We start from the raw sequence: 16977 nt of genomic DNA on the forward strand, positions 1-16977 counted from the left end.
GCCTCTGCTCGCCCTTGCTGCGCTGCGAGAGGCCCGGGCATTCTTGCGCAATCGGCCCAATGCCCCTGCCGAAGATGCCCGGCCGTCAATAAGGCCCAACGAGTTGAGGACGCTTCGTAATTCAGGGGCGCGGCTCGTCTTGGGCGACCGGACCCACTGGTAAGATATCGTTAAGGATTCCGTTGCTCTGCAGCGAAAATGCGGCTTTTGCGCAACGGTGTGACCCGAACTGCCGAGATTGAAGGCAATCCCCTGTCTTTCGGGAGCGGTCTGTAGAATAGTTCCCGTCGTCGAGACTTGAGGTGCGGCCGTAAGGGGGCGTCGGCATCGGGCCAGTTGAACCTGCTCCAGAGAGCGGGAAGACGGTCTGAAGATGCGGGGGCTACGGGGCGGACGCCTGAAATCCTTGGGAAGGAACGAGAAAATGATGAAGAATTGGCTCGCTGCGGGCGCGATTGCGCTCACGGCCGGAATGACGACGACCGTCGCGCAGGCCCAGACCACCACGGTCCCCGGCGAGCAGGTCGGCCTCGCGGTCGGCGCCCCGCTGCCCGAGGGCGTGTACGCCATCAACACCTTCACCTACGGCGGTCGTGATCAGGGTCCGCTCGATATTGGCGTGAACATCCCGATCCTGCTGTGGTCGACCCCGTGGGTTCCGTTCGGTGGTCGCCTCGAGTTCGCCGTCGCCCCCCCGACCGTGTTCGCGTTCGGCAAGAGCAGCGGCCCCGGCGGCATCCGTGACTTCTCCGTCAACGTCGGCACCTTCATCGGCGGTATCTGGGCGTTCGACCTCGGCGGCAACTTCGGCGTCAGCTTGCTCGGCGGTGTCTACCTCAACGAGGCCAATGCGGGCCGCGGTGTGGTCGTGACCAACGGTGGTGTCCTGGCTCCCGGCGCGGCCCTGCCGTTCCTGGCCTCCAACACCTACCGCTTCGGCGTGGCCGGCAGCTACACCGGCGACGGCTGGAACATCACCGCCAACCTGACCTACAACTTCTACGACTCCCCGGCGACCTTCAGCGGCAACAACGCGTTCCTGACGCGTGGCCCGTACCAGATGTCGGACGCTCTCAACCTCGACCTGACCGCGACCAAGAAGTTCGGCAAGTTCGAGATCGGCGCCATCGGCTACGGCACGGTCAACCTCGACCCGAACCTGCTGATCAACCCGGTCCTCGGCGGTGCCACGATCGGCCGCGGCGGTCGCTTCCTCCTCGGCGGTCTCGTCGGCTACGACTTCGGGCCCTTCACCGCGCAGGCCTATGTCGCCCGCACGGTCGCCCGTACCTCGGACTCCTTCGACTCGACCGAGGGCTGGTTCCGCATCATCGCCCCGCTCTACACCCCGCCGGCTCCGGTGGCGGTCGCCCCGGCTCCGCTGGTGCGCAAGTACTGATCCGAACCGGGGACGCCGCCCGCGGCGTCCCCAAGCCCCCACGGGCAGAACCGTCCGGCCGCGAGGCCGGACGGTTTTTTGTTGTCGGATCCAAGCGGTTGATCGAATGCGGGCCGGAGATCGTTTTCCCCGAAAGCCGCCATCCCCGTTCGGGTCGATGCTCGCCGCACAGGGAACAGGGTTCCTCGCCCGGAGTCTCCGCTCCGGCCGCCAAGTCGCTGCGAAAATTGGAATTATAGATCCAGCGCCCGAAGCTATTCCGGGATCAGCTTGCCCGAATAGACCACTTGGCCGGTTGGCTGGCCGGTGGGCGAGCCGCCCGGCGGCTCCACCGAAACCGCGAGGGTGGCGCCGGCGCCGCTCCCGGTTCCCGGGGGCAGGGCGAGGCGGGCCGGCTCGGTGCCGACGAGGCCCAGCGGCCGCGGTGCGGCGCCCGCGCCGATATACCAGAGTTCCAGACTCCGGCCGGCCGGGGCTTGGGCGGCGAGGGGGCGGACCTGCACGGTGCCGCTCGCGCTATCGACGCTGACGATCAGGGCCGGCAGGTCGCCGCCGCTCGTTACCACCGCCACGGAGCGCGGGCTCGGAACCGCTGCAGGTTGCGGCCAACCGGTCAGCACCAGCGCGAGGCCCGCCGCGGCGAGGCCCGCCGCACTCCCCGCCCCCGCCGCGGCGCGGCGCCAGAACCGGACCTGCCGGGCAAGGTCGCGCAGGCGATTGTCGTTGGCGGCGGCCCCTCCTGCCGTGCCCGAGGCGATCTCGTCGCGCCCGCCCTCCGGCCTGTCTTCCCGCCCGGCGAACGCCTCCGGTTGCGCCCCCGCGCCGCCCGACGGCAAAGCCGCGGCGATCCGGGCCCAGATTTCGGGGCCGGGCCGAATCGCGGGCACCGCCCGCGTCAGGGGGCCGAGCCGCCGCTCCCAGGCGCGCAGGGCCGCCTCCGTCGCCGGATCGACCGTCCGCTCCAGTTCGAACGCCGCCCGCTCGCGCGCGTCGAGGGTGCCGAGCACGTACTCGGCGGCGCGCAGGTCGCGCTCCCCGCCCGCGCCGTCTCCGACCGGCCGACCGCCGCTCATGCGATCGTCTCCAGGCAGGATTTCAGGGAAGCCAGCGTGCGGTGCAGCCAGGTCTTCACGGTGTTGACCGGTCGATCATAGCGCGCGGCGAGCTCCTCCCGCGACCAGCCCTCGCAATAGGCCAGCACCACGCAGTCGCGCTGGGTCGGATCGAGTCGCGACAGGCAGGCGACTAGGGCGTCGCGGTCGAGGATCGCGTCCTCGCCGCCGCCCGGTGCGGTCAACCGTTCCCAATACGCCTCACCGGATTCCCCCGACGGCATCGTGACCTCGCTTCGGCGACGAACGCCGTCGATGGCCCGGTTGCGCGCGATGGCGCACAGCCAGGAAAGCGGTGCTCCCGCCGTGGGGACGTAGGATCCGGCGGCGTGCCAGATCCGCAGATAGACATCCTGAAGCACGTCCTCGGCCAAGCTCCGATCGCGCTGGATACGGAGGATGATCCCGAGAAGTTTCGCGGCGGTCTGATCGTAGAGCGCCCGCAGCGCCGCCTCGTCCCCGCCGGCGATCCGCGCCAGCAGGCTTGCCAGCAACGCGTCGGCGCCGTCATCGGCCCCCTCATGCGACGTCACGGTTCGCTCCCGTCTCGATCGGCGCGGTGGAGGGCATCCGGGTCGGATGGAGCATGCGGGCGGGCACGGGGCGTCCGTCTGGCGGGAGCATTGCAGGCAACCTATCGGAGGCGAGGGGCGGGCGCCATCGTCCCCGGCGAAGCTTTCGGTGCATGTCGGATGGTCGGAGGGCGGCGGCTGTCGAGGACGTCTTCGCCGCCTATGTTCTGCGGGATGCCGGATGCCCGCCAATCGGGGCGGATCGGCTTCGGGACATCGCGAGAGAGGGATCGCATGGCCGCGCACGGCGAATTCAGGATCCCGGCCGCCCAGCAGCCGAAGCCCGGCGATTACGCCTATGATCTCGATCGGACGCTCGCCTCGGTGGTCTCGCTCTCGGCGCGCGTGCCCGCGGAGGCGTTCACCGCCGAGACCCTCGGCACCGAGCGGGCCGGCAACGGCGTGGTGATCCGCGAGGACGGCCTCGTGCTCACCGTCGGTTACCTCGTGATCGAGGCGGAGAGCGTCTGGTTGACCACCCATGACGGGCGCTTCGTCCCCGCCCATGTCGTCGGCTACGACGCGGTGACCGGCTTCGGCCTCGTCCAGGCGCTCGGCGATCTCGGCCTTCCGGCCCTCCGGCTCGGCCGCTCGAGCGCCCTGCGGATCGGCGACCGGGCGGTCATCGCGGGCGCGGGCGGACGCGGCCACAGCCTCGCCGTCGAGTTGGTCGGGCGCCAGGAATTCGCGGGCTACTGGGAATACGTCCTCGACGAGGCCCTGTTCACGGCGCCGGCCCATCCGCATTGGGGCGGCACCGCCCTGATCGGGCCGGAGGGCGAATTGATCGGCATCGGCTCGCTGCAGCTGCAGCAGGGCGGCAGCGCGGGCGCGCGGGCGATCAACATGGTCGTGCCGATCGAGCTGCTGCCACCGATCCTCGCCGACCTGGAGACGCGCGGCCGGGCCGACCGTCCGCCCCGGCCCTGGCTCGGCCTCTACGCCACCGAGTCGGAGGACGGCGTCGTGGTGATGGGCCTGACCGACAAGGGCCCGGCGGAGGCCGCCGATCTGCGCCCCGGCGACCTGCTGGCGGAGGTGGCCGGCGAGCCGGTGGCGGATCTGGCCGGCTTCTTCCGGCAGGTCTGGGCGCTGGGCGAGGCGGGGGTGCGCGTGCCGCTGACGATCAACCGCGACGGCCGCTCGCTGCGCCTCTCGCTGACCTCGGTCGATCGCGAGCGGTTTCTGGTGGGGCCGAAGCTCCACTGAGCGGGTTCGTGCCCATCCGTAGGGATGGCCCTGCGCCCACCCACGCTTGCATTCGGGTCTTCGGGATTTAATCTCGGGTCATCGTCGGCAGGGAGATCCTGGGCGCCGGCGGCTGAGAGACCGTCGTGCTCCCGCCCGAACGGACAGGGAGACGGGTCTTGCCCCTCTTCGTCGGACCGCCGATCTGCCCGGAACTGCCCGCCGCCTATCGCGTGCTGGTCCTGAGCCCGAGCGGTCGCGTGCTCGTGAACGAGCCGATCGCGGCGGCCAGCGACACCGAAGCGGTGGCGGTGGCGCAGCAGCGATCGGGTACGGCCCCCATCGAGCTGTGGGACGGCGTGCGCTTCATGGAGCATTTCCCGCCGCGGATCGGACGCGCCGCCTGATGCGGCCCCCGCTCTTGGACCTCGTCCGGCGCGGCGGGTTTCCCTCGCTTCGCGCCGGGTCGTGGCGCGGCCACGCGATCCTCCCGCCGCTTCGCGAAACCCCGCCGGTGGCGCGCGTCGCATTGATCGCGGGCGCCGGGGGCTCTATCCCGGCGGGATGACCGATCCGATCCATATCGTCGGCGGCGGCTTGGCCGGCTCCGAGGCCGCGTGGCAGATTGTGCAGGGCGGCGGGCATGTCGTGCTGCACGAGATGCGGCCTCACCGCGCCACCGAAGCCCACCAGAGCGACGGGCTCGCCGAACTCGTCTGCTCGAACTCGTTCCGCTCGGACGACGCCAACGGCAACGCCGTCGGCCTGCTGCATCAGGAGATGCGGCGCATGGGCTCGCTGATCATGCGCGCGGCCGATGCCCACCAAGTGCCCGCGGGCGGGGCCCTCGCCGTCGACCGCGACGGCTTCTCGCAGGCGGTCACCGCCGCGCTCGAGGCGCATCCCAACGTCCGGATCGTGCGCGAGGAGGTCGCCGGCCTTCCCCCCGAGGAATGGGGCTCGACCATCCTGGCCACCGGCCCCCTCACCTCCCCGGCGCTCGCCGAGGCCGTGGCCGCGCTGACCGGCAAGGAATCCCTCGCCTTCTTCGACGCGATCGCCCCGATCATCCACCGCGACTCGATCGATATGAGCAAGGCGTGGTTCCAGTCGCGCTACGACAAGGCGGGACCGGGCGGGACGGGGGCCGATTACCTCAATTGCCCGATGGACCGGGCGCAGTACGATGCCTTCATCGCCGCGCTGATCGCGGGCGAAAAAACCTCGTTCAAGGAATGGGAGGCCACGACTCCCTATTTCGACGGCTGTCTGCCGATCGAGGTGATGGCCGAGCGCGGCCCCGAGACCCTGCGCCACGGTCCGATGAAGCCGGTCGGGCTCACCAATCCGCACGATCCGACGGTGAAGCCCTGCGCCATCGTTCAGCTGCGCCAGGACAACGCACTCGGCACCCTGTTCAACATGGTGGGCTTCCAGACGAAGCTGCGCCATGCCGAGCAGGTGCGCATCTTCCGCACGATCCCGGGGCTGGAGAACGCCGAGTTCGCCCGCCTCGGCGGCCTGCACCGCAACACCTACCTCGATTCCCCGCGCCTCCTCGACGCGACCCTGCGGCTGCGTGTCCGGCCCGGCCTGCGCTTCGCCGGTCAGATCACCGGCTGCGAGGGGTATGTCGAGAGCGCCGCCGTCGGGCTGATGGCGGGCCGCTACGCCCTCGCCGAGACGCGGGGGGAGAGCCTCGCCCCCCTGCCCCCGACCACCGCGCTCGGCGCGCTGATCGCCCATATCACCGGCGGCCACATCGAGGCGGGAATCGAGGCGGAGGCCAACGCGCCGCGCTCGTTCCAGCCGATGAACGTGAATTTCGGCCTGTTCCCGCCGCTGGATCGCATGCCGCGCAACGAGACGGGCCGGCGCTTGCGCGGTCCCGAGAAGGCGGCGCTGAAGAAGCGGGCGCTCACCGACCGGGCGCGGGCGGACCTCGCCGTCTGGCTCGGGGGCAACGAGACGCCCCTCCGGGCGGCGGAATAGGCGCCGCAGGGTCCGAGAGCCGGTTTCCGGTAGTGGGTCAGTTTGTGAATTAAGATTAGTCACGGCAAGTTGACAGGGCAGCAATTTACGCACTGTCCGAATCGATGTTGCTCCTATATGACAGGATAGGAGTATTGATCTATGCCCGCGCCCTACTAGGCGATCGATATCGCGGCTTGGTTTCTCGGTAACATTGACCGGGATGCCGGTTACGGTGCGCTTCTTCACGCCCGTGCAGACAGGCGGGCTGTAGCGACGGGGACTGTCTGGCGCCTCGCCATACGTCTTGACGATCTACGCGTAACCGACCTGCTTGCCGAACGCGTTATCGACGGCGAACAGGTAGGCGTAATGGCCGTCTGAGGTGATCTGCGAGCGCTTAAGGAACTGGTCGCGGATGTTGGTATGAACGCGGCGGCGTACTCAGCGTCGCGCCCTCCGACTAACCACGAGAACAACAGTTTGGTGTCGGCGTACAGGGCCGTCCACATCCATACGTCCCCCGCGCCTTCCGGCGCGGCCTTGGCCGTAATGACGTTCTTCTCTCTCGCGTAGACGAAGCTCCAAATCTCATCGACCTGGATGCGGCTGCAGGGCAACCCGCGGAAGGTTTGGCTCTGATAGATCACGCACGCCTCGCCAGCATCGGCGAGCAGCTTGCGACGGTGTTCTTGCTGGCGCCCGTGACACGCGTGATTGCGCGCATCGATATGCCCTCACAGAGAAGCTGGAGGATGCGCGCACGGCCGTCTGCGGAGAGCTTGGTCAAGGCTCTCCTTCAATATGAACCTTATGCGTGTCAGTTAAGCATTTTGGGTTTTCTTTAACTCAACCCGACGCTTCGCTTCGCTTGCTGCCATCATTCGCTCTGCGGTCAGCATTGAAGCATCAATTGGCATAATCAAGTCTTCGGACGCCTCTCGAATGGGGAAAGAAGCCTTAGCATTCAACTGCACAAAATTATCTCTCCTCCTTTTATGATATTGCATGTTAACCTCCTTTGCGCCCGGATCTTCTTTGCATGAAATCAGGGTTCGAGTCAATATCAAAGTAGTGTTTCCTGTGGATCCAAATAAATCCATCACTTTTCGAAATTACTGCTACGTCTATATCGCCTCCTACCGACTCAACGGCGGAAGCAAATCGACGCCGGAGCGCTGTTATCTCAACCATCGACCTCGCCATATAGGCCATTTCCTCTTTTGGCAGCGCCCTTATTGTATCTAATATTGGCTTTGTAAAGTATTTCCCCCTATATGTGCTGAAATCTTCATCAAATACGTGCATCATTGCATCTATCTGTTTTTCCTGCAGAAATCTTTCAACATTTGCCACGCCTTCATCGCTGATATGATTTTTCACTATTTCATCAACTTTAGCCATGAGTGCATTTCGCATCGTGGTAGATACAAAACTCACATATCTGTCCGAAATACCCTCCATAAACAACTTGGCCATATCAATTTGCGCAAAAGGAATGATTGCAGCGTTCTGACTTCTGCTGATATTCAAATCCATGCGCGGTGCACCAATCCAAGCTCTTGTTAGACCCATAGATCGACCGTCAACATATATTGTCCTGACGCTTGGAAAAAGCTCTTTCTTTCCATAGCCAGTAATAATTACTCCAGTTGAGTACTCTGAAGTTGTTTCTATTTTCACGTGCTCATAGCAAAGATTGACAATTTTATTTGCTATGTATTTGGGAAGCTTCAGCTTGAACTTGCTCTTTGCAAGTCCCGTTATGACTTTGGCGTAGTTTTTATTAAATTCTTGCTCCGAAAATGGGCAATCCAATTCAGCCACATCTCTAAGATCGGATAGCTGCAAATTCGCTATCTCAATTATTTCCCTATAAAATTCAGATCTACCTTCATATTCTGCAATTTTGTATATTGTATCAATCACGTCGGAAAAAATAAGGCCAAAACTAAGTTCCTCAAAATGAGTTCCGCCAAATCTTTCTGTCTTGACAAATGCTAAAAACTCATCTGCATAAGAAGATAGATGATCAAACTGGGATAATGCGACGCTGTTGCGGAATTATTTTATAAGTATTTCCCAAGGAATACTGAGAAAGTCGCCAGAATTATAGATCATCAGGCCGATATCGTGTTCTGGCCCGGCAGAAAATATTTTATTTGCGTGCTTCCAGACCCTTTGCTTGCCTATTGTGAGCGCGCTATCAGCCGCCAAAGCAACAGCTTGCTGATTGATAATAACAATTTCAGCCGTCATCTTTATGCTACCTTGCGGCGGCGGCTTTCCGAGCGATTTCAGCGCGTACATCTGCCGACAGCTTATCGGCCCGCGCTCGTCCTCCCTTCAAGCCGCCGCTTCGTGCGAACTCGGTTGCGGGAGAGACTGGAACAGCGCTCTCAGGTTGTCGAGTCGATTGTTCCTAACGCGTCGCCACGTCCACGATGAACTTGGCAAGCTGATTGGGATCGCGAGGGCACTTGGGCGTGGTCATGCCCGCTCCTCTGCCCGTCGAAGCTTAGCCTCAATGTAGGCATAAACTAGCTTAGCCAACTACAACCTCGGGCCCGCAATCGCATCCCGGCCAGGGAGCAATGACGGCTTAAGATGCTCCAGGGCGTCAATCTGTTGAGCTAGATCACGTTGGCTTCCAACAAAATCGTCGATAGCCTTTTCGGCAAGCCCAATAGCACCAGCATCCCCTGTGGAGACGACAGAGCGAACGGCCTGAAGGCATCTATCTCGCGGCGTCGTAGCCGTCTGTCGCGACCAAGACCGGGTCAACCCTGACAAATTTCAAACTGACCCAATACCCGATCCCCACCTTTCGGGCCGATGCTCTAGCCGGGCTTGTCCGCGTCGCCGGGCGTCTCGGGCTTCGGGTCCTTCGACGGGTCGGGATTGTCCTCCGGCCGCATCGTCGCCCCCGACGTGCCCTTGCCGGGATCGCCCGTCTGCTCGTCGATATTGCCGAGCGCCCCGCCCTCCTGCGTCTTGCTGTCCTTCGTGCCTGGCTTCTCCGGCTTCCTCACGGCGGCCTCCTGTGACGAGGGCCGGGCATATAGTTCTCAAATGATGGACAGCTAGTCGGTTTCGGAGGGTATATAGAATTATCGTTCTATTTCTGCGAAGCGCGCGCCGTCGGTCAGGGGGGCGATCCGAGGATGCGCCGAACCCCGCGTCAGAACCGGCCCGCGAGCGTCAGCCGAACGGCGGTCGGCTCGACCGGGTGGAAGTGGCGATCGGCCCGCGCCTCGCCCTGAGGGACGACCCGCGACTCGTAGTAGTAGGTGATCTGGTCGGCCTTCGCGTTCGTCAGGTTGAGGACGTCGAGAGAGAGGCTGACGCCGTTCTCGAAGGCGTAGCCGATCCGGCCGTTGAGCAGGGCGGTCGCCCGCGAGCGCACCGAATTGTCCTCGATGAGGGGGCGTGGACCGAAATAGCGGAAGCGCAGGGATCCGAACCAGCCGGCCCCGTCGCCGAAGGCGATGCCGGCCGAGGCGATGGTGGTCGGCGCGTCGGGAACGCGTCCGCCCGCCGGATCGCGATCGGCGAAGCGGGCATTCGTCACCGTCAGGTCGCCCTCCAGCTGGAGCCAGGGCGTGAGGGCGTAGCGGTTGGTCCATTCGAGGCCGAAGCGGCGGGTCGGGCGGCTCGGCTCGGTGGTGCCGGCATCGCCGACGAAGAGGTTCTCCGAGGCGAAGTCGAGGCGGAACAGCGCCAGGGCGGTCTCCAGGCCCCTGATGGAGCGGTTGCGCAGGCCGATCTCGTAGCCGGTCGAGGGAACGAGGAAGGGGGAGCGCGCCACGTCGAAGAGCGGGCTCGACGGATCCACGGTCGCGGTGACGCCGCGCACGTCGTTCGAGTGGAAGCCGCCGCCGTAATTCAGGTAGAGTTCGGTCTCGGCCCAGGGCCCGAGCACGAGGCCGAGCTTCGGCGTCACGATGGCGTCGCGGGCTTGGCCGGAATTGGCGGGCAGGTCGGAGCGGACATCGGCCCAGTAGCCGTCGGCGCGGAAGCCGACGCTGGTGCGCAGCCAATCCGTCCAGCGCACCCGGTTCTCGGCGTAGAAGGCCGCGCTCGTCTCCAGCACGCGGTCGTCGCGCACGCTCGAGCGGAACTGCCGGTTCACGGTGTTGAACAGGCCGACCCGCATCGCGTCGGTGCGGGTCTGGACGCCGATCTCGTTCTCCATCGGCCGTCCGAACAGGTCCCCGGAGAAGACGTGGCTGGCCTCGGCCCCGCCCAGAACCCGGTCGTCGAGTTGGCGGAACTGGTCGCCGTTGATGGGATCGTTGAGGAAGTAGGTGAAGTTGTTCCAGAGGTTCATCCGGTAGCGGATGAGGTAGGCATTGGCCCGGCTGAGCCCGGCCTCGCTTGTGTGGCTCCAGCGGCCCGAGAGGGAGAAGCGACCGGTATCGCCGCCGTCGGACGGGTCGAGGGTGCCGAAGCGGCCGATGATTCCCTCGGCGACTGCACGCTCCGGGATCTGGTTGGTGGCGTTCCACTTCGCCCAATAGGCCATGCCGGTGACGGCGAGGCCGTCGAGCGCCGTGCCCTGGCTGTAGCGGACGACGCCGTTGAGCTTCTTCAGGCGATCCGGCACGTCCCAGGGGCCGTCATAGGTCTGCGCCTCACCCGCCACGAGCAGGGTGCCCGCGCCGAGGGGGGCGGAGGCGATGGTGAGCGCGCGCTTGTAGCCGAACGATCCGATCGAGGTCAGCGCCACGTTCTTCGCGACCGCGTCGAGGTAATCGATCCGCACCGAGCCGGCGGAGGCGAAGTCGCCGTCGCGCACGAAGTAGGGGCCCTTGTGGAACTCCACCGCGCCGACGAGTTCGGGGATCAGGAAGTTGAGGTCGGCATAGCCCTGGCCGTGGGCATGGGTGCGCATGTTGACCGGCATGCCGTCGACGAAGAGCGCGATGTCGGTGCCGTGGTCGAGGTTGAACCCGCGCAGGAAGAACTGGTTGGCCTTCCCCTCCCCCGAATGCTGGGTGACGATCAGCCCCGGCACCGCTTCCAGCACCTCGCCGGGACGGGTGACGGGCCTCGCATTGATCTGCGCACCGGAGACGATCCCGCCGCTCGCCGATGCCACCGGCTGAAGTGCGCCGCCGATGCCGGTCACACCGCCGACAGCGCCGGCGCTGGCCGAGAAGGCCGCGGGTGGTTGCGGAGCTTCGCCCCCGACGGAGAGCTCCTCCAGGGTGACCGCCTCCTGGGCCGTGGCGGGAAGCGGGGGAGCGGCGAGCGCGGCGGCGAGCGCCGTCAGACGGAGGACCGTCGAGGGATGAGCAGGGGACACGGGCGAAACAGCCTCGGGCAACGGCAGTGGCACGTCACCGCGAACGAGGCCGCGGACTTGCCCGAACCCAAAGCAGGATCGGTGCCGTCCCCGGCAACCCATCGGTGCACCCCGCCCGACACGCCTCGCGTGTGACCACGACTGACGGCAGGTCTCCTGGCTCGCGGGTCGCTGCCCTCTCACCGTCTTCCCGGATGAGACCCATCCAGTGACATGGTGGCGGAAGGCTCGCCGCTCACAGTTGCGGGGGCAGCCACGGCCTCGGGCCGAAGGCCCTCACCGCGTTCCCTTTTGATCCCCGAGGGGAACCGTCGCCACCACGGTTAGCACGGTGGCCGCCTCCGCCGTCAACGCGCGGTCCGGGGGCGAAGGGAGAATCAATACGCCCGTGCCCGAACGGCGACACCCGGCCGACCCGAGATGGCGGCCCGATCGCGGCCCCACGCGGCGACCGGATCCGGGACGGTTCGGTCGGCCCATGCGCCGCAGCGGCTGTCCCCGGAAGCCGGGTCCCCCGTTCGGGCCGATGCGCCCGCCGCCCCTTGGCTCGCCGCAGGGCGGCGGCGCGTCGTCCGGTCGTCACGCACCCTGGCGCAGGGCACCACCGGATCGCGGCAGCCACCGCGTCAGCATGAGGCCGGCAACGAGGCCCGCCGCGTGGAGCCCGGCGGTCGCGGCGAGGAAGCCGAGCCCGTAGGAGAGGCCCGAGGCGGTCTCGGGCATCTCGGCCCCGTGCGCCGCGCCGTGGAACACCGCGAAGGCACCGACGAGGCCGGCCAGAGCGGCCAGCGGGATCAGGCGGGCGCAGGCCGCCATCACGGCGAAGGCGGCAACCGATGCGAGGATGGCCGGCTCGACGAAGGGCAGATCCAGGCCGGCCATGGCGAGGGCTGCGCCGATCGTCATCATGCCGAGGAAGGAAGCCGGCAGCAGCCAGAGCGCCCGCCCGCCGACGAGGCCGGCGATGATCCCCACCGCGACCATCGCGAGGATGTGGTCGGTGCCGTGGATCGGGTGGGCGAAGCCTGCGGCCAAGCCCGCCGCCTCGCCGTGGCCCGGATGGGCGAGGGCCGCGCCGGGCACCAGCAGGAGCGCCGTCGCGAGCGCCATCGAACGAGAGATCATACGGGTCCTCCGGAAATGCATCGTGGACAGCGTCACGATGTCAGACGTCATTGGGCGAGCCCCCCTGCTTCGATGACGAAGCGGGCGATGGCGTCGGCCCCGTGCCCCTCGCGCAGGGACGAGAACACGTAGGGCCGCTCTCCCCGCATGCGGCGGGTATCGGACTCCATCACGGCAAGATCCGCGCCGACCAGGGGGGCGAGATCGGTCTTGTTGACGACGAGGAGGTCCGAACGGGTGATGCCGGGCCCGCCCTTGCGCGGGATCTTCTCGCCGCCCGCCACGTCGATGACGTAGAGGGTGATGTCGGCGAGTTCCGGCGAGAAGGTCGCGGCGAGATTGTCGCCGCCGGACTCGATCAGCACCACGTCGAGGGCGGGGAAGCGGCGGCGCATCTCGGCCACCGCCGCGAGGTTGATCGAGGCATCCTCGCGGATCGCCGTGTGGGGGCATCCCCCCGTCTCGACGCCCATGATCCGCTCCTCGGGCAGGGCCCCGGCCACGGTCAGGAGGCGGGCATCCTCCTTGGTGTAGATGTCGTTGGTGATGGCGCAGATGTCGTAGGTGTCGCGCAGCCGCTTGCACAATTGCTCCATCAGCGCCGTCTTGCCGGAGCCGACGGGGCCGCCGATGCCGACGCGGAGCGGACCGTTCACAGATGCCATGGCGTCCTCATGATCGGAAGATCCTCGAATACTGGGTCTCGTGCCGGAACGAGCCGAGATCGACCCTGAGCGTGGCCGAGCCCAGCGCGTCGAGGCCGAGCGGCTCGACCGCCTCGGCGAGCGCCGCCACCCGGGGAGCGAGGGAGGCGACGATGCGGGTGCCGGCCCCCTGCCCGATCGGCGCGACGCGCAGGCCCGCCGAGACGATGGCCTGGACGAAGGCGAGGCCGTAGGCGGCGAGCATCGCCCCGCCCCCCATGCCATGGGCGCCCGAGGCCGCGCCGACGGCCACCGGCAGCGCCACGGGCCCGGGCAGGGCTGTCGCGACGGCATCGAGGGCCGGGCAGGGCCAAGCCGCGAGCGTCGCGTCGAGGAAGCTGCGGCCCTGCTGGCTGGTCTCCAAGTGAAGCTCGCGCGAGGGCGCCATCGCCAAGGCGAGATCGTTGATGGCGCCGAGGGCGGCGCCGTCGCCTGCGGCGCGATGCGCGTGCGCCGCCAGGATCAGGTCGTTGCGCCCGGAGCCCCGCTCCAGCACGGCGCCGAGCCAGTCCGAGAAGCTCGCCTCGTCGGCGACGTCGCCGGTCTCCACCGCCCATTCGAGGCCGTGGGAATAGGCGAAGCCGCCCACCGGATAGGCGGGCGACAGCCACGCCATCAATCGCAGCGCCTCAATCATGCCGGTGCGGCGGATGCGCGTGATCGTGGGAATGACCGTGCCCGTGATCGTGCGGATGACCGTGGCCGCCCTGATAGGCGCCGCCCTCGGGCCGGAACGGGCGCTCGACCGGTTCGGCGCTGCCGCCCAATCCCCGCACCATCTCGGCCAGCACGTGGTCCTGGGCGATCCAGACCGCCTCGGCGCCGATCTCGGCGGGGATATGCCGGTTGCCGATATGCCAGATCAGGCGCTTGAGGGCATGGTCGGAGGGCGCCCGGACTTCCAGCAGCTTCTCGGGGGCCGCCTCGACCCAGACGAGGCGGCCATCGTCGAGGACGAGCGCGTCCCCGTCGTCCAGGACGGTCGCCTGGGCCAGATCGAGCAGGAAGGCGGTGCCGCCGACCCCGCGCATGGCGATGCGGCGGCGATGCCGCTCGCCGTGATCGAGCACGACGCGATCGACGATCTCGCCGCTCGCGAGGGCGTCGCGGCGGATGACGCGGGTGGCGCGGATCATGGGGTGAGGCGACCGGGCTCGGCGGGCAGGAAGTCCAGATTGAGTGCTTGCTCGACGGTGAAGGGTGGCTGCTCGGGAAACAGGGCAAAATCGAAGCCGGTGTCCTTGGCGGCGAGCACGCGGCCCGAGTGGTAGGCCCGCGCGAACACCTCCGCCGGATAGCGCCGCAGGCTCGGGCTCATCTCCAAGACGTCGTGTACCTGCAGCCGCTGCTCGGTGATCGTGCCGGTCCAACTGCTCGACCGGGCGCCCGGCTGGACCATCCATTTCAGGAGATGCCCGATCAGCACCGCAAGACGATTCTTGATCTCGCGCTTCTCGCTCGCCCCCACGCTCGCCACCTCCTCGATCAAATGGCCGAGGTCGAGCGCGTCGAAGCGGCCTTGGCGCAGCAATTCGGCCTGCGCCTGGGTCCAGGCATAGAAATCCGTGTCGTACAGATCGGCCGCCGGTGGCGGCTTCAGCGCGGCCTTCGTCATCGCGGGCCTCCGGGTCATCCCGTCGCCATCCTATCGCAGGCTGCGGTCGATGCGACAGCCGGGTCGCCGACCCTCGGTCCCCACGCGCCTTCATCCCGAGGTGCGGAGCGAAGCGAAGCCTCGAAGGAGGGCTCCAGGGATCGCGCGATCCGCTGGAGTCCTCCTTCGAGGCGGCTCACGCGGCACCTCAGGATGGAGAGGTTTAAGTGGTGAGAGCCGGGACACGGCGCGCCGCTCTTCAAAACAAGAAGTAGCGCTGGGCCATCGGCACCACCTCGGCCGGCTCGCAGACCAGCAATTCGCCGTCGGCGCGCACGTCGTAGGTCTCGGGGTCGATCTCGATGGTCGGGGTGGCGTCGTTGAGGATCATGCTCTTCTTCGAGATGCCGCCCCGCACATTCTCGACGGCGACCAACTCCTTGCCGATCCTGAGCCGGGCGGCGAGTCCGTCCTCGATCGCGGCCCTCGACACGAAGGTGAGCGCCGTGGCGAACGGGGCCCGGCCGTAGGCGCCGAACATCGGGCGGTAATGCACCGGCTGGGGCGTCGGGATCGAGGCGTTGGGGTCGCCCATCGGGGCGGTGGCGATCATGCCGCCCTTCAGCACGAGATCGGGCTTCACGCCGAAGAAGGCGGGCGTCCACAGGACGAGGTCGGCGAGTTTTCCGGGCTCCACCGAGCCGATATGGCGCGAGACGCCGTGGGCGATGGCCGGGTTGATCGTGTATTTCGCCACGTAGCGGCGGGCGCGCAGGTTGTCGTTACCGGATGCGTCGCCGGGCAGGCTCCCGCGCTGGCGCTTCATCTTGTCGGCGGTCTGCCACGTGCGGATCACGACCTCGCCGACCCGGCCCATCGCCTGACTGTCGGAGGACATCATCGAGAGCGCGCCGATGTCGTGCAGGATATCCTCCGCCGCGATGGTCTCGCGGCGGATGCGGCTCTCGGCGAAGGCGAGATCTTCGGGGATCGACGGATCGAGGTGATGGCACACCATCAGCATGTCGAGATGCTCGTCGATGGTGTTCTTGGTGTAGGGGCGCGTCGGGTTCGTCGAGGACGGGAGCACGTTCGGCAGGCCCGCCACCTTCATGATGTCCGGGGCGTGGCCGCCCCCCGCCCCTTCCGTGTGGAAGGCGTGGATGGTGCGGCCCTTGAAGGCCGCGATGGTGTCCTCGACGAAGCCGCCCTCGTTGAGGGTGTCGGAGTGGATCATCACCTGCACGTCGTGGGCATCCGCCACCGTGAGGCAGGTGTCGATGGCCTGGGGCGTGGTGCCCCAATCCTCGTGGAGCTTGAGCGCGCAGGCGCCCGCCCGCACCATCTCCTCCAGCGCATCGGGGCGGGAGGCGTTGCCCTTGCCGGCGAAGGCGAGGTTCATCGGGAAGGCGTCGGCGGCCTCGATCATCCGGGCGATGTGCCACGGGCCCGGCGTGCAGGTGGTGGCCAGCGTGCCGTGGGCCGGCCCGGTGCCGCCGCCGAGCATCGTCGTGACGCCGGAGCAGAGCGCCTCCTCGATCTGCTGCGGGCAGATGTAGTGGATATGGCTGTCGAAGCCGCCCGCCGTCAGGATCTTGCCCTCGCCCGCGATCACTTCCGTGCCGGGGCCGATCACGATGTCGACGCCCGGCTGGATGTCCGGATTGCCGGCCTTGCCGAGGCGCAGGATGCGCCCGCCCTTCAGGCCGACATCGCATTTCACGATGCCCCAATGGTCGAGCACGACCGCGTTGGTGATGACGGTGTCGACGGCGCCCGCGGCGTTCGTCACCTGGCTCTGGCCCATGCCGTCGCGGATCACCTTGCCGCCGCCGAACTTCACCTCCTCGCCGTAGGTGGTGAGGTCGCGCTCGACCTCGATCTCCAGGCTCGTATCGGCGAGGCGGATGCGGTCGCCGGTGGTGGGCCCGAACATCGCGGCGTAGGCGCTTCGGGGGAGGCGGGCGGACATGGGCAGGACTCGCGTCGGGACTGGGCGGGATC

17 protein-coding genes and 1 riboswitch are annotated in these 16977 nt (G+C 67.0%); of the genes, 4 read left to right on the plus strand and 13 right to left on the minus strand.

Annotated elements, in window-relative coordinates:
* The first annotated feature begins 424 nt into the window (after nt 1–424).
* Nucleotides 425–1399 carry a transporter family protein gene (locus MFF26_RS05905; RefSeq protein ID WP_238307743.1) on the plus strand — a complete coding sequence of 325 codons (975 nt, stop codon included), beginning with the start codon at nt 425–427 and terminating at the stop codon, nt 1397–1399.
* Between the two features lie 254 nt (nt 1400–1653).
* Here MFF26_RS05905 and MFF26_RS05910 read toward each other — a convergent pair whose 3' ends face one another.
* Together MFF26_RS05910 and MFF26_RS05915 are read right to left on the minus strand one after the other, a co-directional pair.
* Nucleotides 1654–2472, minus strand: a complete 819-nt coding sequence (locus MFF26_RS05910) for an anti-sigma factor (protein WP_238307744.1) — start codon at nt 2470–2472, stop codon at nt 1654–1656.
* Nucleotides 2469–3044 (minus strand): sigma-70 family RNA polymerase sigma factor, encoded by a 576-nt coding sequence (locus MFF26_RS05915; RefSeq protein WP_238307745.1) that lies wholly within the window; start codon nt 3042–3044, stop codon nt 2469–2471. Before MFF26_RS05915 ends, MFF26_RS05910 begins: the two co-directional genes overlap by 4 nt.
* A 273-nt stretch (nt 3045–3317) precedes the next feature.
* On the opposite strand from MFF26_RS05915, the gene MFF26_RS05920 reads away from it, so the two are divergent.
* From MFF26_RS05920 to trmFO, 3 genes are all read left to right on the plus strand, one after another.
* Nucleotides 3318–4292 carry a S1C family serine protease gene (locus tag MFF26_RS05920; RefSeq protein ID WP_137828350.1) on the plus strand — a complete coding sequence of 325 codons (975 nt, stop codon included), beginning with the start codon at nt 3318–3320 and terminating at the stop codon, nt 4290–4292.
* Between the two features lie 158 nt (nt 4293–4450).
* Entirely contained in the window at nt 4451–4678 is a 228-nt protein-coding gene (locus MFF26_RS05925; protein ID WP_137828351.1) for a hypothetical protein, read from the plus strand.
* A 157-nt stretch (nt 4679–4835) separates the two neighbouring features.
* Entirely contained in the window at nt 4836–6263 is a 1428-nt protein-coding gene (gene trmFO, locus MFF26_RS05930) for a methylenetetrahydrofolate--tRNA-(uracil(54)-C(5))-methyltransferase (FADH(2)-oxidizing) TrmFO (protein WP_137828352.1), read from the plus strand.
* An 803-nt stretch (nt 6264–7066) separates the two neighbouring features.
* Here the strand turns inward: trmFO and MFF26_RS05935 are convergent.
* The 11 genes from MFF26_RS05935 to ureC form a co-directional block, all read right to left on the minus strand.
* Entirely contained in the window at nt 7067–7252 is a 186-nt protein-coding gene (locus MFF26_RS05935) for a hypothetical protein (protein ID WP_238307746.1), read from the minus strand.
* A 1-nt stretch (nt 7253) separates the two neighbouring features.
* Nucleotides 7254–8171, minus strand: coding sequence for a hypothetical protein (locus tag MFF26_RS05940; protein ID WP_238307747.1), 918 nt, complete (start codon nt 8169–8171; stop codon nt 7254–7256).
* Between the two features lie 135 nt (nt 8172–8306).
* Nucleotides 8307–8552 carry a hypothetical protein gene (locus MFF26_RS05945; RefSeq protein ID WP_238307748.1) on the minus strand — a complete coding sequence of 82 codons (246 nt, stop codon included), beginning with the start codon at nt 8550–8552 and terminating at the stop codon, nt 8307–8309.
* A gap of 530 nt (nt 8553–9082) precedes the next feature.
* Nucleotides 9083–9274, minus strand: coding sequence for a hypothetical protein (locus MFF26_RS05950; protein ID WP_137828353.1), 192 nt, complete (start codon nt 9272–9274; stop codon nt 9083–9085).
* 149 nt (nt 9275–9423) lie between these two features.
* Nucleotides 9424–11652: a TonB-dependent receptor gene (locus MFF26_RS05955; RefSeq protein ID WP_373324370.1), complete on the minus strand. Its 2229-nt coding sequence runs from the start codon at nt 11650–11652 to the stop codon at nt 9424–9426.
* A gap of 27 nt (nt 11653–11679) precedes the next feature.
* Nucleotides 11680–11878: riboswitch (cobalamin riboswitch) on the minus strand.
* Between the two features lie 251 nt (nt 11879–12129).
* Entirely contained in the window at nt 12130–12675 is a 546-nt protein-coding gene (locus tag MFF26_RS05960) for a HupE/UreJ family protein (RefSeq protein ID WP_238307749.1), read from the minus strand.
* Nucleotides 12676–12722: 47 nt separating this feature from the next.
* The gene (ureG, locus tag MFF26_RS05965) at nt 12723–13340 is read right to left on the minus strand and encodes an urease accessory protein UreG (protein ID WP_137828355.1); all 618 of its coding nucleotides are present in this window, start codon (nt 13338–13340) and stop codon (nt 12723–12725) included.
* 7 nt (nt 13341–13347) lie between these two features.
* A complete protein-coding gene (locus tag MFF26_RS05970; RefSeq protein ID WP_238307750.1) occupies nt 13348–14016 on the minus strand; it encodes an urease accessory protein UreF in 669 nt (222 codons plus the stop codon).
* Nucleotides 14009–14515, minus strand: a complete 507-nt coding sequence (locus tag MFF26_RS05975; RefSeq protein ID WP_238307751.1) for an urease accessory protein UreE — start codon at nt 14513–14515, stop codon at nt 14009–14011. Before MFF26_RS05975 ends, MFF26_RS05970 begins: the two co-directional genes overlap by 8 nt.
* Nucleotides 14512–14994, minus strand: a complete 483-nt coding sequence (locus MFF26_RS05980; protein WP_137828358.1) for a DUF29 domain-containing protein — start codon at nt 14992–14994, stop codon at nt 14512–14514. The genes MFF26_RS05975 and MFF26_RS05980 overlap by 4 nt, the downstream gene beginning before the upstream one ends.
* A 238-nt stretch (nt 14995–15232) precedes the next feature.
* Nucleotides 15233–16945, minus strand: a complete 1713-nt coding sequence (ureC, locus tag MFF26_RS05985; RefSeq protein ID WP_238307752.1) for an urease subunit alpha — start codon at nt 16943–16945, stop codon at nt 15233–15235.
* Nucleotides 16946–16977 lie beyond the last annotated feature (32 nt).

The organism is Methylorubrum suomiense, from assembly GCF_022179765.1.
Lineage (GTDB): Bacteria > Pseudomonadota > Alphaproteobacteria > Rhizobiales > Beijerinckiaceae > Methylobacterium > Methylobacterium suomiense.